This is a genomic window from Myroides odoratimimus (assembly GCF_038039805.1).
Lineage (GTDB): Bacteria > Bacteroidota > Bacteroidia > Flavobacteriales > Flavobacteriaceae > Flavobacterium > Flavobacterium odoratimimum_B.
The window spans coordinates 14,061-34,055 of sequence record NZ_JBBPHK010000019.1; the positions used below are offsets into that span (position 1 = coordinate 14,061).

The following is a 19,995-nucleotide window of genomic DNA, read 5'->3' on the forward strand; positions in this document are numbered from 1 at the left end:
TACTAATTAAAACAATAATAGGATGATCAATAAAGTAATTCGGTTATCCGTACTATCTCTAATATTCTTAGTTCTGTCGTGTAAAAGCAAACCTACTAATACTATGGCTAGCTTCTATACAGGAAAGACTGTAGAGTGTGTAAGTGCAGATATGTACGGCAATGAAGTAGTACATGTATATGCTACTGGAAAAAATAGAAGTGCGGCTATCGCTGAAGCTAAAGAGACGGCTATAAAAACAGTAATGTTTCAAGGGATCGTAACGGATAAAAAAGAGTGTTCTGTAAAACCTATCGTTACTGAGCCAAATGCTGAAGAGAAGTATAAAAAGTACTTTGATAAATTCTTTAAAAAAGGAGGTAAGAATAGAAAGTATACCTCTGTAAAAAGAGTAGCATTTCAAAGTAATGTGGTTAAACATGGAATCAGTTATGAATCATATAGTGTAGAGGTAACTGTAGCTCGTAAAGAGATAATAAAAAGACTTGAAAAAGATAAAATTGTAAAAATAAAAAGCTATGAAAAATAAATTTTTGACTATTTGTCTATGCCTGTTGAGTGTAGGGATGTTTGCACAAGCTAAGAAGCCATCTTTAATGGTGGTTCCTTCTGACTCATGGTGTACGAAGAATAGAGTAATGGAAGTATATTATAATCAAGGGGTAGAAGAATATATTCCAGATTATAAATTAGCACTTTTACATTCTGATTTGATGAATGTAATTTCTAAGATTAATATTCTAATGGCAGACAGAGGATTCCCACTTAAAGATTTATCTGCAACGATGAAAGCTATTAATAAAACTAATGCTGAGAATAACTTGATTACAAGTAAAGCATCCGGTGCAGCATTAGCAGAAAGCCCATTAGATAGAGTAAGACGTACAGCTAAGTCTGATATTATATTAGAAGTAGACTGGACTATAAATGCTACAGGACCTAAGAAGTCTATTACTTATAACTTAAGAGCTTTAGATGCTTATACTAGTAAGCAAGTAGCAGGTGCACAAGGTACTGGAGCGCCTTCTTTTTCTGCTGATGTAGCTGTATTATTAGAAGAAGCTGTATTAGTGAATATGGATAGTTTCGTTAATCAGTTACAAGCTCACTTCGATGACTTATTAACAAACGGAAGAGAGGTAACACTAGATATCTTAGTGTTTGACAATGGATCAGGTGTTGATTTAGAAACTGAGTTTGATGGTACTGAGTTGACAGAGGTTATTGATAATTGGTTAGCAGAGAAAACTGTTAATCACCGTTTTAGTAAAGCAGATGCTACAGAGACAATGACTTTATATGAGAGTGTACGTATTCCTCTTTATAAAGCGAATGGTATGGCTCAAGACACTGATGGCTTTGCTCGAGAATTAAGAAGTTTTTTAAAGAAAGCACCGTATAGTTTAGAAGCTAAATTAATCAACAGAGGATTAGGAAGAGCTGCTTTAGTCATCGGAGAGAAATAATAAGTGCTATGAAGAGAATTATAGGAAAAGTATCTGTAGTCTTATTGTTATTCGCAAGTTTGTTTACGTATGGACAAACAGATAAATGTGAAATATCATTAATGGCTTCTATACCAGAGCAGACAGATGGTTTGTACTCTGGAGCAGAGGGACAATTAAGAACAAAGTTAAAAAGTATAGTTGCAGCTAATGGGTTAGGATCTTCAGATGGTTATGCTCAGTTCGCTATTACACCTGAGTTTAATGTGGTAGAGAAGAATATACTACCTGGTCCACCAAGATCTTTTGTATTAGACTTAGAGATGAATCTATTCATAGGAGATTCTTTTGGGCAAAAGGTATTTGCATCTACTTCAGTGAACTTAAAAGGAGTAGGAGAAAGTGAAACAAAAGCTTATATCAATGCATTTAAAAAACTAAATGCAAAGAATAAAGATGTAGTTGCTTTTATAGAAGATAGTAAGAAGAAGATTATTGAATATTATGATGGTAACTATACTACAATTATCAAGAAAGCAGAGAGCTTAGCTAATCAAAAGAACTTTGAAGAAGCTATGTTTTTATTAACAGCTATTCCTGAGTGTAGTAAAGGTTATGATGCAGGAATGAAGGCGACTGAAAAAGTTTATCAGTTATATGTAGATCATTCTTGTATGGAAAACTTTAATAAGGCTAAGGCTGCTTGGAATGCACAGCAAGATGCTTATGGGGCACATGAAGCTGGTCAATACTTAGTAACTATTTTCCCTGAATCTAAATGTTACTCTGCTGCAATAGCTCTACAACGCGAAATGAAGGCACAAGTAAAAGCTGATTTGGACTTTGAAATCAAGATGTATAATGATGCAGTAAGTTTAGAACAACAACGAATCGAAGCATGGAAAGCTGTAGGTACTGCATTTGCTAAAAGAAAAGGGAATACTTATGTAGTCTTTAGAAAATAAATACTTCAGAATAATATATTCAAAATAAACGATATGAATAAAATAAGTTTAATGTTAGTAGCATCATTGATTGGTACATCAATAGCTGCATTAGCACAAGATAAAAAACAAGTAGCAGATGACTACATGCGTAGTTCATTGTATACTATCATCGTGGATGATCACGGTATCAATGGAAATGGAAACTTAAAAGGACAAATCATCAAAGAAACGTTCTATAAAACGCCATTGCCAGAGAAGTTTAATGATCATAATTTAGATAAATCTTTGCGTTCTTTTAAACCTAGTCAGTATCCAGTATCTGAAGCAGAGATCGCTGCTGTTAGTGGAAAATCTGATTCAGGTAAGAAAAAAGGAGGGTTAGGTAAGTCTTTAGGTAAATTCGGTAAGAGTGTAGCTAATGATAATACAGCAGGTGTTGTGGATACTACTAGTACGGATAAAGTAACTGCTCAATTTATCAAGTTCTTAGCTCAGAATAATGTAGGAGATAAGTTAGTTGCTAAATGGTTTAACGCAGGTAAATATAATGCGTCTACTCAATCTCCTTATAATATGGAGTTGATTAAAGAACGTGGATTATACAATGCTTCTGTATTTGATAAAGATATTGCTGATAAATCAACTAGAGGTAAAGCAATGTTAGAAGATGCGGGAGAGAACTTAATCTCGAATACATTCGTAGTGGGAGTTCGTTTTAACTATGTTAGTAAAGAAGAAATGGCTAGACAATTGTCTGCTACTACTGCTGCTGTTACTGGATTAATCGGAGGTAAAGCAGCTGCAGCTACTAACTCTGCTGTACAATCAGGAGCTTCTGTAGCTGGTAAAGGGTATGTGGTAAAAGCGACAGCATTTTTATTCCAATTAGATTGGACTGAGGAAGCTGCAGCTACGTTCTATACAAAATACTACAATGCTAATAGTGCTGATCAATTAATTAAATCAGGATTGTTTAAGTTAAAACTAGTTGGGACAGAGACTGCTTGGGCTGATATTCAGTCTACTACTTTCTCTAAAGTTTCTGAAAAAGAATTGGTAGAACGTGCAACAGTTCGTTCTATTGATAATGTTATTGCTAAATTACAGAAAAAGTATGAACCTTTCCGTACTAAGACACCATTGGCTACAACTGAATCAGAAATTACTGCATTTATTGGTATGAAAGAAGATGTAGAAGCAGGAGACAAATTTGAAGTATTAGAGAAAACAGAAGATCCAGAAACTAAGGTTACAAAATATAAAAGAGTTACAGTTATTAAAGCTGAGAAGAATAAAATATGGGATAACCGATTTGAGGCTGATGTAGAACAAGCTGAGAATGCTGCAAATAATGCAGGAGAAGTACAAAAGATTAAAGCTACTTCATTCTCAGGTAATGCTAAGAACATATATCCAGGTATGTTAATTAGACAGATTAATTAACATTCTAGTATTTTGTTAATATTTTTTTGCAGACAAAGTCCCTGAGAAATCAGGGACTTTGTTATTATAAAAAGAGCTCAAGGTTATTTATCTTGAGCTCTTTTTTGTATTTTACCTTCTCCTATAAGAACTGGTGCTCCTAAGTACTTAGGTTTTTTATTGATTAGGTTATCTAATAATACTTTAACTCTTGCAAATTTTTCTCTAAGCATGGTTTTAAAGCCATAATTACGAGAAACATCTTGCGCATTATAAGCAACAGTGTTAAGGTCTAGATGATTAGCAATATACACAGCACGTTCATTGTGAAAGGGTTGAGAGATTATTGTAAAGCTATCTTGTCCAAAGATAACATTCATTCGATAAACAGAGTCTAATGTACGAAGACCAGCGTAGTCTAAATAAATCTTTTCTTTAGGAACGCCCTTTTCTATAAGTGCTTGTTCCATGTCTTGGGGTTCATTATAATCATTACGACTATGGTCTCCACTTACTACTATATAGTCTATTTTACCCGCTTTATAGAGAGCTGCTGTAGCTTCTATTCGATAAGTGAAATAGTAGTTTACATAGCCTCCTGCAAGTAGCTTAGTAGTCCCAAGTACCATACCTACTTTGTTATGGGGTATTTCATGTACAGAGTTATACAACTGGTCTTTGGTTGTATTAGTTACCCTATAGTTTGCAAACCATATTAGAAATAAAGCGAGTAGAGCTAAGTAGAAAGTGTATTTAAAGATCTTTTTCATAATAGTATAATAGCAATTGATAAGATCAAATATAAAGCAAAAAACGTTAGTACTAATACCAACGTTTTTTATTCTTTTTAGAGTTTTCTGATTTACGAGAATTGCTCTGACCAGGTTTTTTTCTATAATCTTTTTTAGGAGTTTGACCATCTTTAGTGGTAGTCTCTTTCCATGGGAAAGGATGGTCTGTAACAATCTTTGGTTGTAATCTACCGAACTTACAAATAGCCTCCCAATAGGTCTTCTCAGACTTATCACAGAAAGAAATAGCTATACCATCATTACCAGCTCTACCAGTACGCCCGATACGGTGTACAAAGGTTTCTGGAATATTAGGCAAGTCATAGTTGATCACAACAGGTAGATTATCTATATCAATACCACGAGCAGCTATATCAGTAGCTACTAGTACTTTAGTTTCTTTGTTTTTAAAGCTATCTAAAGCAGCTTGTCTAGCAGTTTGTGACATATCGCCATGGAATGGCTCAGCATTGACACCATTCTTTTTAAGTGATTCCACTACAGTGTCAGCACCTGCCTTGGTACGAGTAAATACAAGTACATCAGCTAATTTTTCGTTACGGATGATATGATATAATAACTTTTTCTTGTCTCCTTTCTCTACGAAATACACTTTTTGTTTAACAGATTGTGCAGTTGATGAGATAGGGTCTACTGCTACATATTCTGGTTTTTGTAAGAATTCATGAGCTAACTCTCTAATAGGGAGTGGCATCGTAGCAGAGAATAACAAGGTCTGTCTATTAGAAGGAGTAAGTTGTATTAACTTTTTTACATCATCAATGAATCCCATATCTAACATTAAGTCTGCTTCATCTAATACTAAAAAGTGTAGATGATCTAAGTCTAAGTGTTTTTGTTTATATAAGTCTAATAGACGACCAGGAGTACCAATGATAACATCTGCTCCTTTGTTTAATTGTTCTATTTGAGGCTTGATAGACATCCCTCCATATAGTGTGATATACGTCACATTAGTATACTTAGCGTACTTTTCAAAGTTATCACCTATCTGAACAGCTAGTTCACGAGTAGGAGTGACGATTAGTACTTTAGCTTTCTTTGCTTTTTTAGTATTTCCAAGTTTGTGTAAATAGTGAATAATGGGCATAGCAAAGGCAGCTGTTTTACCTGTACCAGTCTGTGCACACCCTATTAGATCTTTTTCAGCTAAGATAAAAGGGATTGCTTTTTGTTGAATAGGAGTAGGCTCTTTGTAACCTAACTCATCTATGGCACGTAATATATTCTTATTTAATTGTAAGTCTTCGAATGTCATATACTTCATCTATTTATGAATACAAAGGTACTTTATTTTATTTTTATTACACGAAGTGCTATTGATAAGCTTTTCCTTTTTATATTGTATGTAGGGTAATGCTCTTTGCCATCAGTATATGTAGGAGCTAGTCTATTTTCTAAGCATCTATTTTCCGTATTAATAAAAAAATGATTAAATTGTAATGTAAATTACTTTATTATGGTCAGACAACTTGAAAAAATATACTATCCTGCAGCAATTATTATGATTGTCATAGTTATCTATGCAGCTATTCAGGATATGATTTATCTATTATTATTTATACCTGTATTACTACTTTTAGCAATGATTAAGATCTATACCACTAATCAGCGTTTAAAATACGCAGGTATAACCACAACTGCTAAAATAGTACAATACGAATCATACCTAAACTTCGATGAAGACCTAGCTACTAGCCGTAGAGGAGATGTAAAAAAAGAGATTCTTATCGTGGAGTTTACTACTAAGGATAACAAAATAGTGCGTGGTAAACCTATGCAGTATAAATTGAATAAACCAGAACTAGAAGATACTGACTTTGAGTATCCTTATAATGAGAAATACATTGCTCTACGAGACTATAATCCTGTAGGAGAAGAATTTGATATTACTTATGATAGAGATAGACCTGATACTTTTACAGCAAAACAGTTTGTGATGGAAGATTTAGGCTGGTTGCTTAAGTTTATCTATATCTTAAGTGTTATCGTAGTGATATGCTTAGTATCTGTATTGATAGAACATAATGTAGTAGATACTATAAAAGGCCTTTTTTAAGGAATGTAATCAGGGAGACAACGTATTAGTACTGTAAGGTCATAACTACTCGTATCATATTTATTTTATGAAAGACCTGTTCTACACTGTTGTTTATGTACTATTATTCTACTTACTTGTTATCGTTAGTTTTATAGTTGGTTTTAGTGTCTTTATTCAGACATCAGGTATACTTTTTTGTTTATTGCTTACATTAGTTGTAAGTGTTGTTATTCTAACTCTATATAAACTTAATAAAAAGTAACTCGTTTATATTCAAACTAAAAGATCATTAAAACGAAGTTGGCTGTGGAGAACTGTATTATTATCTCCATTTGTAGTTGCAATTATTTTAGCTATAATACAGTATAAAATTTTAGTTATACTAATATATACAAGTCTATTGTTTATCGTGAATATAGTTTTTATTCGTATGTATTATAAAAAGATAAAAGCTCTTCAGAATCACTGAAGAGCTTTTGTTTTATAATCTTGTGACGATTAAGCTTCGTCACCTAATAATATTTCTAACATTGTTATCGCAGCATCACTGATTTTAGTACCAGGACCAAATACAGCTACTGCACCAGCATCGAATAAGAATTGGTAATCTTGAGCTGGAATAACTCCACCTACGATAACCATAATATCATCTCTACCGTATTTCTTTAACTCCTCTATTACTTGAGGAACTAATGTTTTATGACCTGCCGCTAGAGAAGAAACTCCTAATGCGTGTACATCATTTTCTACAGCTTGTTTAGCAGCTTCTGCAGGTGTTTGGAACAATGGACCTATATCCACATCAAATCCTACATCAGCATAACCCGTAGCCACTACTTTTGCGCCACGGTCATGACCATCCTGTCCCATCTTCGCAATCATAATACGAGGACGACGACCTTCTACTTCAGCGAATTTATCAGCTAGTTCGCGAGCTTTCTTGAAGCTCTTATCATCTTTTATTTCTTTGCTATACACACCACTTACAGATTGGATTTGTGCTTTAAATCTTCCGAATACGCTTTCTAATGCGTCACTAATCTCTCCTAATGTAGCTCTATGTGTAGCAGCCTCTACTGCTAGAGCTAGTAGGTTACCTTCTCCAGTCTTAGCTGATTGTGTTAATGCAGCTAGTGCTTCAGCTACCTTAGCATTATCACGAGTAGCTTTAATATGGTTTAGACGATCTATCTGAGCTTTGCGCACAGTCTGATTATCTACCTCTAAGATATGTAATGGATCTTCTTTTTCAAGACGATACTTATTTACTCCTACGATAACATCTTGTCCACTGTCAATACGAGCCTGTTTACGAGCAGCTGCTTCTTCTATACGCAGTTTAGGAATACCTGCTTCGATAGCTTTAGTCATCCCACCTAATTCTTCCACTTCTTCTATCAGCGCCCACGCTTTCTCAGCGATCTCTTGTGTAAGACTCTCTACATAGTAGCTACCTGCCCAAGGGTCTACAGTTTTACATATTTTAGTCTCTTCTTGTAAGAATATCTGTGTATTACGAGCAATACGCGCAGAGAAATCTGTTGGTAAGGCGATAGCCTCATCTAGAGCATTCGTATGTAGAGACTGTGTACCGCCAAATGCAGCCGCAGCCGCTTCTACAGCAGTACGAGCCACGTTGTTAAACGGGTCTTGCTCTGTAAGACTCCATCCGGAAGTCTGACAGTGTGTACGCAGAGCTAATGATTTATCGGATTTAGGTTCGAACTGTTTTAATAACTTTGCCCATAACATACGACCTGCACGCATCTTAGCGATTTCCATGAAGTGGTTCATTCCTATCGCCCAGAAGAATGACAGTCGAGGTGCGAAGTCATCTATCTTCATACCAGCATTAAGTCCAGTACGGATATATTCTAGTCCATCTGCCAAGGTATAAGCTAACTCAATATCTGCTGTAGCACCTGCCTCTTGCATGTGATATCCAGAGATAGAGATAGAGTTAAACTTCGGCATATGATTACTTGTGTATTCAAAGATATCAGCGATGATCTTCATAGAAGGAGTAGGTGGGTAGATATACGTATTACGCACCATAAATTCTTTTAGAATATCATTCTGTATCGTACCAGACAACAGTTTTTTATCTACTCCTTGTTCCATAGCAGCTACGATATAGAAAGCCAGAACAGGAAGTACAGCTCCGTTCATCGTCATAGATACAGACATTTCGCCTAGTGGTATCTGATCGAATAAGATCTTCATATCCTCTACGCTATCTATCGCTACACCAGCTTTACCTACATCACCTACTACGCGCTCGTGATCCGAGTCATATCCACGGTGTGTAGCTAAGTCGAAGGCTACAGATAGTCCTTTTTGTCCAGCAGCCAAGTTACGTCTGTAGAATGCATTACTCTCTTCAGCAGTAGAGAATCCTGCATACTGACGTATAGTCCATGGACGGCGTACATACATGGTAGCATAAGGGCCACGTAAGTTAGGCGCAAACCCTGCTCCGAAGCCTATGTGCTCTACTTTATCTAAGTCAGCTTCACTGTAGACTTTATTTATATCGATACCTTCAGCAGTAGTGAAGTCAGATGCTTCTGACTGAGTTCTCACTGTTGAGGTATTTATAGTCAAATGTTGTAAGTCCTTTCTTTTCATGCCTTATTGTTTAGTTGATTTTTCTTCCTCTAATCTATTTTGTTCATAGCTTTCTGCCAGTCGTTTCTCTATAATCGGAACGATAAGCGTCTTACGAGGATTCTGTTTAACAAAAGGGAATAACTCAAGTTCGTGACTCATCACATCTTGAGGATTAGGATACTTATTAGTACCTAATAGGACTTCTTTACCATTGTTGAAAAGCTCTTGTTCTTTCTGAGCACTTTCATTTATTTTTTTCTGGATTGTTCCTTCTATTAGAGAAGTGATTAATCCATCAGCTTTTTCTATTGATTTAAACAGCTCTAATGCTTTATCAGCTAGTTGAGCAGTAAGTGATTCGATATAGTATGCCCCTTCAGCAGGATTGTCCACTGCATCGAAATAACTTTCTTGTTTTAAGATTAGGAGTTGGTTACGAGATATACGATCACCGAATTCATTCTCTTTGTGATAGATAGCATCATAAGCTAAATTACTAACCAAGTCGGCACCACCTAATACAGCACTCATACACTCCGTAGTAGTACGTAGCATATTCACATTATAGTCATATAATGTTTTGTTTCGTTTAGTAGGGATAGCGATGATGTGTATCTTCGTATCTATATTGTACTCTTTAGTTACTAGTTCTGCTAGTAAGCGAAGTGCACGTAGTTTTGCTATTTCGAAGAAATAGTTAGTTCCTACAGCCGTTTCTATATAAATAGGAGTATTCTTTAGTTCTACTCTGTTGAGGTATTCATTTAGATGTGCTATTGCGTATGCTAACTGCTGTGTCATATTAGCACCAGCATTTTGGTACACAGTAGCATCCACATGTATAGCTACATTATTAGCTATACCTACACATTCATTTAGATTACTTAGGTCGCTGTTCAGGTTAGTGTACCAGTTACCATCAGTTGTTAGTTGGTGTATAGGGTCTAATAAGATAGTTATTTTATATCCATTGCTAGTAGCATACGTAGATAACTTTCTAGTATATGCAGTATCTAGGAAGTTAAATACGAAGAAGTATTGGTGCGTTTTTGGTAGTGCAGTTAATAATTCTGTAGCATCTATAGAAGGATTGTCTATCGTGAAGTAGATCACTTCAGCTCCTCTATTAAGTGTATCAAGCGTCTTTGCTATCGATCTCTCAATATCAAAAACGTATACCCTCTGTACAATGTTAAAATGAGAGGTACGAGTCTGTACAGGAATCGGACGGTGATCAGCATCATTGTGATAGAATGGCTTTACCTTAATTCCTTCTAAACTTTCCCAAACAAGTGTTTCATTGTAGTCAGCGCCTTTTAACTCAAACTGTATTTGGTTTTTCCACGCCTTAGAAGAAACTTTTTCAAATTCTTCGAATAATTGGTTAGTCATAATTTTTGGTTGGTAGTGAAACTTATTGTGCAGACAGTGTGTCAAACTCTATAATAAAGACATCTTCATTCTCCCGCTTCATATAATAATTTTCACGAGCATATTTTTCTGTAGCGTCTCCACTTTTTAGACCTTTGATAGCCTGTCTATCTTTTGCTATTTCGTTTTCGAAGTACTTCTTATTGTCCTCCAGCTTGTTAATCTCTTGATCTATAACCCGCTGTTCTAATAAAGAAGAACTGTCAAAAAATATTATCCAAATTACAAATAAAAGACCTACTAAAAAAAAAGGATTTTTTAGTAGGCTTACATATTTATAATTTTTTAAGGTATCAACTATTTTCATAGCCTAAAGATAGTAAATTAACCGATTTTTTCATTAATAACTGTACGAACAATATCGATAGCAACAGTATTATAGGTGTCATTAGGGATAATGATGTCTGCGAATGCCTTAGAAGGCTCGATAAACTGGTCGTGCATCGGCTTTAAAGTTGTCTGATATCTGTTTACTACTTCCATCATATCTCTACCTCTATCAGCTATATCTCTCTTTAATCTTCTAATTAGACGCTCATCAGAATCTGCGTGAACGAATATCTTAATGTCACACATATCGCGTAGCTCTGGATGACATAGAATAAGAATACCTTCTACGATCATTACTTTACGAGGGTGAGTTAAGATATAGTCATCAGTACGATTGTGTTTTACGAACGAGTACACAGGTTGGTTAATACTGTTTCCTTCTTTTAATTCTTTTAGGTGTTTTACCAATAATTCAAAGTCAATTGAACGAGGGTGGTCAAAGTTAATTAACGTTCTTTCTTCTAACGAAAGATTATCAGTCGCCTTGTAGTATGAATCCTGTGATATAACTCCAACTTCGGTTTCCGGTAGTTCATTTATAATTTGTTGAACTACTGTAGTTTTACCACTTCCAGTACCTCCTGCAATTCCTATAATAAGCATGTTATAATATATTTTTAGCAAAAGTATAAATTAATAATCTTGCATAGAAACATTTTTTATTGATTCACTGTTTTTTGGCTTTTATTATCAAAAGTTTAATAAGCTTCTGTAAGCTGATTAAGACTACTTATATTGATCTGTTTTCTAAAAAAAAGATATTGTTTTTTTATTTTCACCTCCTTTTTTTAGTTTTCAAATCTTCCTTTTATAGAATGTATACCCTCTTTTTTTCTAAAAAGTAGTTTTTAGCGGTAAATATGATTGTTTTTCAAAATAAATGATATACTTTTTTTTAAGTACATTTTTTGTTAATTGATTGATTTATAGTTGTTTGGTTTGTTTTTGTGTTTTTTTACTGTATTGATTATATGTTGCTCAACCCCTGTAAAATATAGAATGGTGTATAAGTTGTTCGACAATACATGGAGAATAAGTCGAGTTTAGTGGAGCTGAGGTATTGTTTGTCGAAGGATGCATCTTTTATTATCCATGTATTCTCCTTTAAGTACAACATATGAGGTAGACTATAGAAAATAATACTAATTATAAGGTAGTATAGCCATGCTGTAGAGTGTAATGATAGCTAAAAGGAAGAATAGATTATAACCAGAATCAGCCTATATACTGACGTCTGCAATAGTATGATAATACTAGCTGTACTTAGGTATGAGAATTAATTGGACAATAAGAGGGGCGTATTGGATAAAATACTGATTTAATTAGCTGTTTATATTGAATCTAAATAAAAAAGTTATATTTGTGTGATTTATAGAAATAGAACCAAAGAATAAAACAACAATATGGCAAAGAAAGGTAACATACAGCGCAAAGTATTTACATTAAAGAATAGGGAGTATATCACGCCACATTATATACGTATTACATTAAGTGGGAATGATGTGGCTGATTTTAAGGATACAACGATAGGAGTAAATAATAAAATATTTATCGCTCCAGAAGGATGTGCTGAGGTACACCTACCAGAGTTTGACTTCGAGAAAGGGGCATGGAAACCTCAAGACGAGGCGATTAAACCTTATGTACGTACTTATACGCATAGAGGAATAGATCTAGAGAAGAATGAGTTATACATAGATTTCGTAGCACATGGTGATGAAGGGCCAGCTTCTAACTGGGCTATTAATGCTGAGATCGGTGATCCGCTAGGAGTAGCTATGGGATGTGATCCTAGTGAGCTATATCCTGAGGCTGCATGGTATATACTAGTAGGAGATGGTACAGCTATACCAGTGCTAGGAGCTATATTAGAGTCTCTACCTGTAGATGCTAGAGTGAATGCTGTGATAGAGGTAGAAAGTGTAGAGGATATACAGGAATTACCTACTCATGCAGAGTCTAAAATAGAATGGCTGATCAATCCTACTTCTGGGCAAAACTCTGAACTAGCGAAGAGAGCAAAAGAAATCATAGCAGAGCACAGTGATGAGATATCTAAGTTTGGATATGTAGCAGCTGAGTTTGATACAGTAAAAGAATTGAGAAACTACCTTCGAAAAGAATTAAACTGGACTAAGGATGAGTTGTACGCTTATTCTTACTGGAAGTTCGGTAAAGCAGAGTCTGCTTCTGAAGCTGACCGTAGAGCTGAAAAAGCGAGCCTAGAATAATCAATTTTTGAAAGAAATGCTTCATCTTTGTTGTCTTAAAAAATAGAATGATGAAAAGAAGTGTTGCGGTAATGTTGTTCTCCTTATTAGGTGTGTTTTTCTCACAGTGTAAGGAGAGTAAAGAAGTAGAGCAGACTATAGAAGTGTCTACTCCATCAGAACAAGGTGTTATACTCCCTGCTGAAGATGTAGTAAAGGAGGAGGTCATATATGGTACTTATGACGGAAGGTTTCCTTGGACAGAAGAAGGAGAAGATATGGAGGTACTCAAAGTATCTGCTCAGATCAAAGAAGATAATAAGTATGTGTATAGAGTCATTAGCTCCACAGGTACACATCATGAAGAAGGAGAGTGGGAGCTAGAGCAAGATAGACTGTACCTAAGAGAAGATGAGTATAGTGCTGCACACGCTTTCTTAGTAAAAGAGGGCAAATTATATTTTCTAGATAGTGAAGGAGATGTGGTGAATGAGCATGAGTCTGGAGATTATATATTAGTGAAGAAATAAAATAGTTTTCCATAAATTGAACAAGAAGAGATGATACGATATTATTGTATTGTCTCTTTTTTTTGTTTTAAAGAGGATACAGCTTTATTAACTAAGAGCAAGGTTATTCTTTTTTAGTTATCGCTTATATGGGAATAGAGAAGAGATGTTAAGGTAAGTTTTTTTAAAACAGAGGTGATTAAGCTTTACAGTTTATTTTAAAAAAGTTGTTTTAAAGTGTTGGTTATTAAATAAAGTGTTTATATTTGTCTCAAATCAATGAAGAAAATGTTTATATCAATTATAAAGAAGGGAAAGAAACAGTACTTACGTCCGACGTCGTGAGCAGCTTTCCTATGGATATGAACTAAAGATATACTAAAGGGGCTTGTCATCACGACAAGCCCCTTTTTTTGGTTTATGGTCAGAAGGTATTACAGAGTAGTATAGTTTTTGATCTGAGTAAAGAGAATACATTTAATAACAAATTAATTTTATATGAAAGTTTTAAAATTTGGAGGTACTTCAGTAGGAAGCCCAGAAAGGATGCAACAGCTGTTGCCGATTATTCACTCGCAGCAAAGCGATCGTCATTTAGTAGTCTTATCTGCTGTGTCAGGTACTACTAATGCCTTAGTAGGAATAGCAGAAGCGTATACTAATGGTAAAAAGGAGGATGCAAAGAAACAAATCGATAACCTATATGCTACTTATAAAACTTTCATAAAGCAATTATTTAAAACAGAGGAGGGTCTGCGGATGGCGACAGAAGTGATAGATCACCACTTTAATTTGTTAGAGTCTTTTAGCAATGATCTATTTACTGCGATAGAAGAAAGAATAGCATTAGCACAAGGAGAGTTACTATCTACTACGCTATTTCACTTTTACTTAAAAGAGATTGGGGTAAGCTCTGTGTTACTTCCTGCACTTGATTTTATGCGTATCGATGAAGAACAAGAACCTAATCTTGACTATATCCGCACTCAAGCAAGTACTCTATTAGCACAATATCCTGAGGAGACTCTATTTATCACTCAAGGGTATATCTGTAGAAATGCGTTTGGAGAGATCGACAACCTTAGAAGAGGAGGGTCTGACTATACCGCTTCTCTAATAGGAGCAGTATTACAGGCAGAAGAGATACAGATCTGGACAGATATAGATGGATTCCATAACAATGATCCTCGTTATGTGCCAAATACAAAACCTATTGCTAATCTGAGCTTTGATGAGGCGGCAGAGTTGGCTTATTTCGGAGCAAAGATTTTACACCCACAGAGTGTATTCCCTGCGAAGAGATTTAATGTACCTGTGCGATTATTAGATACGATGGAGTTAAGTGCGCCAGGTACTTTAATCTCAGATAACTGTCAGAACGATGATCAGATTGTAGCAATAGCAGCTAAGGATGGTATTACAGCTATACGTATTCATTCTTCACGTATGTTATTAGCATACGGGTTTTTAAGACGAGTATTCGAAGTATTCGAAAGGTATAAAACACCGATAGATATGATCACTACTTCAGAAGTAGCTGTATCACTAACCATAGATAATACACAGTATCTAAAAGAGATCATAGAAGAGCTAAACTTCTTCGGTCATGTAGAAGTAGATACAGATCAGGCTATCATCTGTATCGTAGGAGATTTTAGAAATAATAAATTAGGACATGCTACTATCGTCTCTGAAGCAGTGAAGCACTTGCCTATCCGTATGATATCGTATGGTGGAAGTGAGCATAATATTTCTATTTTAGTTCCAGCTAGTCAGAAGTTAGAAGCATTGAGATCATTACACAGTAGATTATTTTAAACAAGGAATAGGATGACAAGAGAGATAATACAAGAATTAGAAGGAGTAGAGACTCCTTTATATTACTACGATTTACCACTTTTAAGAGAAACACTATCTGTCGCGAAGAGTGCTGCAGATCGTTTTGGTTATCATATTCACTATGCTATAAAGGCTAATAATAATCCTCGTATCTTAAGAGAGATTAGTGCTCATGGTTTTGGGGCGGACTGTGTGAGTGGACTAGAGATAGAGCGCTCTATAGCAGAAGGCTTTGCTCCTTCAGATATCGTATTCGCAGGAGTAGGGAAGACCGATAGAGAGATACTGATAGGGTTAGAGAATCAGATTATGTCGTTTAATGTAGAGTCTGTACAAGAGCTACAAGTGATAGGTGATTTGGCTACTAAGCATCAGCTAAAAGGGCGTATAGCCTTGCGTATAAACCCTAATGTCGATGCAAAGACGCATCACTATATCACTACGGGATTAGATGAGAATAAGTTTGGGATCATGATGCACGAGTTAACGAACTGTATCGAGATTATCAATAAGAATGAATATTTAGAATTAATAGGGTTGCACTTCCACGTGGGGTCACAGATCACAGACCTGAATGTGTTTAAACGTCTATGTCTAAAAGTAAATGAGTGGAATACTTGGTTCTATGAGAGAGGACATGATGTACCTGTGTTAAACTTAGGAGGAGGATTAGGAATTAATTACAGTGAACCTGATGATGAAGCTATTGTTAACTTCTCTAATTTCTTCTATTTGTTCCATGAGTTTTTAGACGTGAGACCACACCAACAAATTCACTTTGAACTAGGGCGTTCTATCATTGCTAATAGTGGAACTCTGATTAGTAGAGTGCTATATATAAAAGAAGGACTGAAGAAGAACTTTGCTATTCTAGATGCAGGTATGACAGAGCTATTAAGACCAGCCTTATACCAAGCATATCACAAGGTAGAATTGCTATCTGATAAATATACAGATGAGGTGACTAACGAAACAGAAGTGAAATATGATGTAGTAGGGCCGATCTGTGAGAGTAGTGACTGTTTTGGCAAAGATGTTTTACTTCCAAAATTGAAAAGAGGAGATCTAATCGCTATACGTTCTGCAGGAGCTTACGGAGAGGTGATGTCATCGCGTTATAACTTGAGACAAGAGTTAGAATATTTTTTCAAAGAATAACATTAAAATAGTTTCATATTAAGAATAGTTTGTTAAATTTGAGTTCGAACAATAGAAAGTTATAAATTTAAAAAAGAGTAATAATGACATTAGGAGACATTGATGTAGCAGGAGAAATAATTGATTTAAATTTTCAATTATTAAGAACACAGATTTTATTAGAAGAAGTTTTAAAGCACAATGCAGAAACAATGAAATTGCCTTCACCAGAAGCAATGAATGAAATCAATGAGTTCGCTTTGAAATCTATTCAACAAAAATTCCCAAATATGAATATTGGAAGAAAAGAAGATGAGCCTCAAGCAGAGCAAGCTGAATAAGCTAAATAATACAAAAAAAAGTCATACTTATTAGTATGACTTTTTTATTATAGTTAATTGAGGTAATGTATCTCTTTATGTTATAAGCAGTAATCGGCTCCCCAGTCTTGGTGACCTCTGTCTTTCCAGCACTGGTAACTTTCTTTAATACCTAGTACTCTAAAAGTGTCTTTCTTTTTCTCTACAGTCATGATTACTTTCAGTGCTTTTAACGAATCATCATTTATACCATCTTCTAATAAAGAAAGAGTGAATTTATTAGGATCTGTTGTAGTTGCCTTTGTGATGATATAGGTATAGTTTCCTTCAGCCTCCATATCTTCAGGGGCATATTCTTGCATAATCTTCTCGATAGAGTTTAGCTCTTGTTCTATAATAGTTTTGTTCAGCGTGTTGATTTCACTCTGTTCGATTATTCTAAACTCTCTATCTTCTGCTGTAATTGAAGTCAATAAATTCGGTTGATCTACAGGAGCATTGCCTGCAGTAGCACTATTATTCCCACAACCCATAGAAATGAAAGCAAAAATAAAACCTACTACAACGATAATCTTTTTCATACTTATTTAATTTTAGCTTTGAATTATGTTTCAAAAGTAAACAATAAGAACTTAAAGTTTGGTTATAGTAGGTTTGATAAAACACTAAATAATAGTTAATTATTTAGGGGGTGTATTTTTGATAATAATAAATTATTGACATTTTTTTTATTATATTCCTATTTCGAACTGTAGTCTAAAATACCAATTGTTCTTTGTAGGGCCTTGATAGAACTTCTGTTTATCATACGTTAACTCAGCTTGTAATTTAAAAGTATGCTCCCAAAGGTATTTGTTCGCTCCTAATGAGAACTGAGTTGTATTCGGCAAATTAAAGTCTGTGTTTTTGTGTAATTGATCTTTCATTGTTTGAGTAGATACTCGTCCTATGATTTCATAATTGCTAGGGAATATATAACTCAGCTGGTAGTCCATCCCTTGACCAGCGAAGATGTAGTTATATCCAGCTGTAGGGTCTTCAAGATTGTTTAGTGATAAGGCGTCATCTAAGGTTCTGTTCATGTATGATACCATACCAGCCCACCCATTATACTTCACGATACCGTCTAGCATTAATGAGTTGAATGATTTAGCTTCTCCTAACTTATTTCCCGTTTGGCCTTGTGATTTCATTGCATTATTATTGCGATGGAAGGTACCTGATAACATTAGTTTAGGAGTTGCTTCTCTGGCTAAATCACCTTCAAAGAATGCTCCGTTTTTAGAAAAGCTACCTAAAGGGAATAACTCTACTCTACCTGTCAATGCATAACTATCGCTTTCGCTACCTGAGAAGTTACGACCTCTACCTGTTGATACTGCAGTCTTAATGTTATATCCGAACTCATTCTTCTTTTCGTGTAGATAATAAGCTTGGATACCGAAGTCACGGTCGATATTAAATTTAGCGTTATTAATAGAACGGTCTGTTAACTGAAGCGCTCCTGATGAGTTAATACGCTGTCTGTTACCCGGTAGTTTAGTCTGTCCGAAGATAAAGTTCCAGTTTTCATTAGGACGATAAGTTAGGGCAGCATCACGGATAATATTGATAGGTTCATTTTCTTTGGTTGTACCTAAATCTTTAGGAGCGAATGAAAGCTGAATTACATATAAGAACTTAGGGCTACCTACGAAACCATCAAATCTTAGACGTAATCTTCTGATTTCTCCTTCATAGGTGTTTTTCTCACCATCGTTCTCATTGAAGGTTAATCTGTTCTGCATTCTGAATCGGATATTCAACTGGAAGATACTATCTGCAGAAGTCATCCCTAATCCTTTACCATAACTATAGTATGGTAGTTGTTCTAATTTTAATTCATTACTAGTGGTTTCATGCTTAATGTCCTGTGCCATTATCAGCATTGGACAAAGCAAAAAAAGACATTGTAAAAGCTTTTTCATAGTGTGTTGTATTTATTTGTGCAAAAATAACATTAGTTTTGCAATAGAAATACTTATGTTGTTAGTTCAATGTAAAATTAATGTTACCAAAAGGTTAAGGAAACGGATTTAATTAAAAATTATGGTATATATAGGTTATCATTTTAATGTAGAACCAAGAGAACTTGGTACAGAAATACTAATTGCTGAGTTAGGAGAGAAGGCATTTGAGAGTTTTGAAGAGACAGCAACAGGTGTTAGTGCTTACGTTCAAAAAGATTTGTGGACAGAGGATATTCTAGAAGATGTTTTTATTTTACAGTCAGAACAGTTTACGATTACTTATAGAAAAGAGGAAATAGCTCAGGTAAACTGGAATGAGGAGTGGGAAAAGAACTTTGATCCAATCGATGTAGATGGAATATGTTATGTAAGAGCACCATTTCACGAGAAGACAAGTGCTCAGTATGATATCGTTATAGAACCAAAGATGAGTTTCGGTACAGGACATCATGAAACAACTTTTATGATGATTCGTCAGATATTAAATAATGATATGCAGGATAAGGTAGTGTTAGATATGGGGTGTGGTACTGCTATCTTAGCGATACTAGCTGCTATGCGCGGAGCTAAACACGTAGATGCTATCGATATCGATAACTGGTGTTACCTTAACTCTATAGAGAATGCAGAGAGAAATAAGTGTACTAATGTAGAGGTGTTCGAAGGAGATGCTTCTATCATTAGTAAGGAGCCAAAATATGATGTTATCTTAGCTAATATCAATAGAAATATCTTATTGAATGATATGGATAAGTATGTAGCTAGTTTACAAAAAGGAGGTGAAATTTACTTTAGTGGTTTTTATACAGAAGATATTACAGCAATAAAAAATTGTGCAGAAAAAATTGGTTTGGTTTTTGAAAGTAATTTTGAAAGAAATAATTGGGTATCTTTGAAGTTCATTAAAGCATAAAAAACGTTATTATAATATAT

General features: G+C 34.9%; 19 protein-coding genes. 11 read left to right on the plus strand and 8 right to left on the minus strand.

Annotated elements, in window-relative coordinates; genetic code table 11:
* Nucleotides 1–22 precede the first annotated feature (22 nt).
* The 4 genes from AABL85_RS13470 to AABL85_RS13485 are packed head-to-tail and all read left to right on the plus strand — an operon-like array spanning nt 23 to nt 3,835.
* The gene (locus AABL85_RS13470; protein ID WP_286414031.1) at nt 23–529 is read left to right on the plus strand and encodes a hypothetical protein; all 507 of its coding nucleotides are present in this window, start codon (nt 23–25) and stop codon (nt 527–529) included.
* Nucleotides 519–1,466, plus strand: a complete 948-nt coding sequence (locus tag AABL85_RS13475) for a DUF6175 family protein (RefSeq protein ID WP_286414029.1) — start codon at nt 519–521, stop codon at nt 1,464–1,466. Before AABL85_RS13470 ends, AABL85_RS13475 begins: the two co-directional genes overlap by 11 nt.
* A gap of 8 nt (nt 1,467–1,474) precedes the next feature.
* A complete protein-coding gene (locus AABL85_RS13480) occupies nt 1,475–2,410 on the plus strand; it encodes a hypothetical protein (protein WP_341310450.1) in 936 nt (311 codons plus the stop codon).
* 33 nt (nt 2,411–2,443) lie between these two features.
* Nucleotides 2,444–3,835 (plus strand): hypothetical protein, encoded by a 1,392-nt coding sequence (locus AABL85_RS13485; RefSeq protein ID WP_286414025.1) that lies wholly within the window; start codon nt 2,444–2,446, stop codon nt 3,833–3,835.
* Between the two features lie 83 nt (nt 3,836–3,918).
* On the opposite strand, the gene AABL85_RS13490 is transcribed toward AABL85_RS13485, so the two are convergent.
* The gene (locus tag AABL85_RS13490; protein WP_286414024.1) at nt 3,919–4,584 is read right to left on the minus strand and encodes a SanA/YdcF family protein; all 666 of its coding nucleotides are present in this window, start codon (nt 4,582–4,584) and stop codon (nt 3,919–3,921) included.
* 52 nt (nt 4,585–4,636) lie between these two features.
* Nucleotides 4,637–5,884 (minus strand): DEAD/DEAH box helicase, encoded by a 1,248-nt coding sequence (locus AABL85_RS13495; RefSeq protein WP_286414022.1) that lies wholly within the window; start codon nt 5,882–5,884, stop codon nt 4,637–4,639.
* 201 nt (nt 5,885–6,085) lie between these two features.
* On the opposite strand from AABL85_RS13495, the gene AABL85_RS13500 reads away from it, so the two are divergent.
* A complete protein-coding gene (locus AABL85_RS13500; protein ID WP_341310451.1) occupies nt 6,086–6,685 on the plus strand; it encodes a hypothetical protein in 600 nt (199 codons plus the stop codon).
* Nucleotides 6,686–7,165: 480 nt separating this feature from the next.
* Here AABL85_RS13500 and scpA read toward each other — a convergent pair whose 3' ends face one another.
* From scpA to udk, 4 genes are read right to left on the minus strand one after another with little or no spacing between them, the layout of a single operon-like run.
* On the minus strand, nt 7,166–9,295 hold the full coding sequence (scpA, locus tag AABL85_RS13505; protein ID WP_286414019.1) for a methylmalonyl-CoA mutase: 2,130 nt from the start codon (nt 9,293–9,295) through the stop codon (nt 7,166–7,168).
* Nucleotides 9,296–9,298: 3 nt separating this feature from the next.
* The gene (locus AABL85_RS13510; RefSeq protein WP_286436799.1) at nt 9,299–10,669 is read right to left on the minus strand and encodes a methylmalonyl-CoA mutase subunit beta; all 1,371 of its coding nucleotides are present in this window, start codon (nt 10,667–10,669) and stop codon (nt 9,299–9,301) included.
* A gap of 22 nt (nt 10,670–10,691) precedes the next feature.
* Nucleotides 10,692–11,015: an FtsB family cell division protein gene (locus AABL85_RS13515; protein WP_286414015.1), complete on the minus strand. Its 324-nt coding sequence runs from the start codon at nt 11,013–11,015 to the stop codon at nt 10,692–10,694.
* Between the two features lie 17 nt (nt 11,016–11,032).
* Nucleotides 11,033–11,641 carry a uridine kinase gene (gene udk / locus AABL85_RS13520; RefSeq protein ID WP_006257147.1) on the minus strand — a complete coding sequence of 203 codons (609 nt, stop codon included), beginning with the start codon at nt 11,639–11,641 and terminating at the stop codon, nt 11,033–11,035.
* A gap of 800 nt (nt 11,642–12,441) precedes the next feature.
* Here udk and AABL85_RS13525 point away from each other — a divergent pair.
* The 5 genes from AABL85_RS13525 (at nt 12,442) to AABL85_RS13545 (ending at nt 17,074) form a co-directional block, all read left to right on the plus strand.
* The gene (locus tag AABL85_RS13525) at nt 12,442–13,269 is read left to right on the plus strand and encodes a siderophore-interacting protein (protein WP_286436800.1); all 828 of its coding nucleotides are present in this window, start codon (nt 12,442–12,444) and stop codon (nt 13,267–13,269) included.
* A gap of 47 nt (nt 13,270–13,316) precedes the next feature.
* Complete coding sequence (locus tag AABL85_RS13530; RefSeq protein ID WP_341310452.1) at nt 13,317–13,778, plus strand: hypothetical protein; 462 nt, start codon at nt 13,317–13,319, stop codon at nt 13,776–13,778.
* A 477-nt stretch (nt 13,779–14,255) separates the two neighbouring features.
* Complete coding sequence (locus tag AABL85_RS13535) at nt 14,256–15,575, plus strand: aspartate kinase (protein ID WP_286414010.1); 1,320 nt, start codon at nt 14,256–14,258, stop codon at nt 15,573–15,575.
* A 12-nt stretch (nt 15,576–15,587) separates the two neighbouring features.
* Nucleotides 15,588–16,754, plus strand: a complete 1,167-nt coding sequence (gene lysA / locus AABL85_RS13540) for a diaminopimelate decarboxylase (protein ID WP_341310453.1) — start codon at nt 15,588–15,590, stop codon at nt 16,752–16,754.
* An 83-nt stretch (nt 16,755–16,837) separates the two neighbouring features.
* Entirely contained in the window at nt 16,838–17,074 is a 237-nt protein-coding gene (locus AABL85_RS13545) for a hypothetical protein (RefSeq protein ID WP_006257142.1), read from the plus strand.
* Nucleotides 17,075–17,154: 80 nt separating this feature from the next.
* Here AABL85_RS13545 and AABL85_RS13550 read toward each other — a convergent pair whose 3' ends face one another.
* Both AABL85_RS13550 and AABL85_RS13555 read right to left on the minus strand, forming a co-directional pair.
* On the minus strand, nt 17,155–17,634 hold the full coding sequence (locus AABL85_RS13550) for a hypothetical protein (RefSeq protein ID WP_286414007.1): 480 nt from the start codon (nt 17,632–17,634) through the stop codon (nt 17,155–17,157).
* A 150-nt stretch (nt 17,635–17,784) separates the two neighbouring features.
* Nucleotides 17,785–19,020: a porin gene (locus AABL85_RS13555; protein WP_286414005.1), complete on the minus strand. Its 1,236-nt coding sequence runs from the start codon at nt 19,018–19,020 to the stop codon at nt 17,785–17,787.
* A 121-nt stretch (nt 19,021–19,141) separates the two neighbouring features.
* On the opposite strand from AABL85_RS13555, the gene prmA reads away from it, so the two are divergent.
* Nucleotides 19,142–19,975 (plus strand): 50S ribosomal protein L11 methyltransferase, encoded by an 834-nt coding sequence (gene prmA, locus AABL85_RS13560; protein WP_286414003.1) that lies wholly within the window; start codon nt 19,142–19,144, stop codon nt 19,973–19,975.
* Nucleotides 19,976–19,995: the final 20 nt, after the last annotated feature.

Excerpts from the sequence above, each read along its gene's own strand:
- AABL85_RS13535 (WP_286414010.1), top strand. The coding sequence starts at position 14,256 with ATGAAAGTTTTAAAATTTGGAGGTACTTCAGTAGGAAGCCCAGAAAGG.
- AABL85_RS13510 (WP_286436799.1), bottom strand. The coding sequence starts at position 10,669 with ATGACTAACCAATTATTCGAAGAATTTGAAAAAGTTTCTTCTAAGGCG.
- AABL85_RS13555 (WP_286414005.1), bottom strand. The coding sequence starts at position 19,020 with ATGAAAAAGCTTTTACAATGTCTTTTTTTGCTTTGTCCAATGCTGATA.
- AABL85_RS13500 (WP_341310451.1), top strand. The coding sequence starts at position 6,086 with ATGGTCAGACAACTTGAAAAAATATACTATCCTGCAGCAATTATTATG.
- AABL85_RS13530 (WP_341310452.1), top strand. The coding sequence starts at position 13,317 with ATGATGAAAAGAAGTGTTGCGGTAATGTTGTTCTCCTTATTAGGTGTG.
- AABL85_RS13545 (WP_006257142.1), top strand. The coding sequence starts at position 16,838 with ATGACATTAGGAGACATTGATGTAGCAGGAGAAATAATTGATTTAAAT.
- lysA (WP_341310453.1), top strand. The coding sequence starts at position 15,588 with ATGACAAGAGAGATAATACAAGAATTAGAAGGAGTAGAGACTCCTTTA.
- AABL85_RS13490 (WP_286414024.1), bottom strand. The coding sequence starts at position 4,584 with ATGAAAAAGATCTTTAAATACACTTTCTACTTAGCTCTACTCGCTTTA.
- AABL85_RS13470 (WP_286414031.1), top strand. The coding sequence starts at position 23 with ATGATCAATAAAGTAATTCGGTTATCCGTACTATCTCTAATATTCTTA.
- AABL85_RS13495 (WP_286414022.1), bottom strand. The coding sequence starts at position 5,884 with ATGACATTCGAAGACTTACAATTAAATAAGAATATATTACGTGCCATA.
- AABL85_RS13475 (WP_286414029.1), top strand. The coding sequence starts at position 519 with ATGAAAAATAAATTTTTGACTATTTGTCTATGCCTGTTGAGTGTAGGG.
- AABL85_RS13550 (WP_286414007.1), bottom strand. The coding sequence starts at position 17,634 with ATGAAAAAGATTATCGTTGTAGTAGGTTTTATTTTTGCTTTCATTTCT.
- AABL85_RS13485 (WP_286414025.1), top strand. The coding sequence starts at position 2,444 with ATGAATAAAATAAGTTTAATGTTAGTAGCATCATTGATTGGTACATCA.
- AABL85_RS13515 (WP_286414015.1), bottom strand. The coding sequence starts at position 11,015 with ATGAAAATAGTTGATACCTTAAAAAATTATAAATATGTAAGCCTACTA.
- udk (WP_006257147.1), bottom strand. The coding sequence starts at position 11,641 with ATGCTTATTATAGGAATTGCAGGAGGTACTGGAAGTGGTAAAACTACA.
- AABL85_RS13525 (WP_286436800.1), top strand. The coding sequence starts at position 12,442 with ATGGCAAAGAAAGGTAACATACAGCGCAAAGTATTTACATTAAAGAAT.
- prmA (WP_286414003.1), top strand. The coding sequence starts at position 19,142 with ATGGTATATATAGGTTATCATTTTAATGTAGAACCAAGAGAACTTGGT.
- AABL85_RS13480 (WP_341310450.1), top strand. The coding sequence starts at position 1,475 with ATGAAGAGAATTATAGGAAAAGTATCTGTAGTCTTATTGTTATTCGCA.
- scpA (WP_286414019.1), bottom strand. The coding sequence starts at position 9,295 with ATGAAAAGAAAGGACTTACAACATTTGACTATAAATACCTCAACAGTG.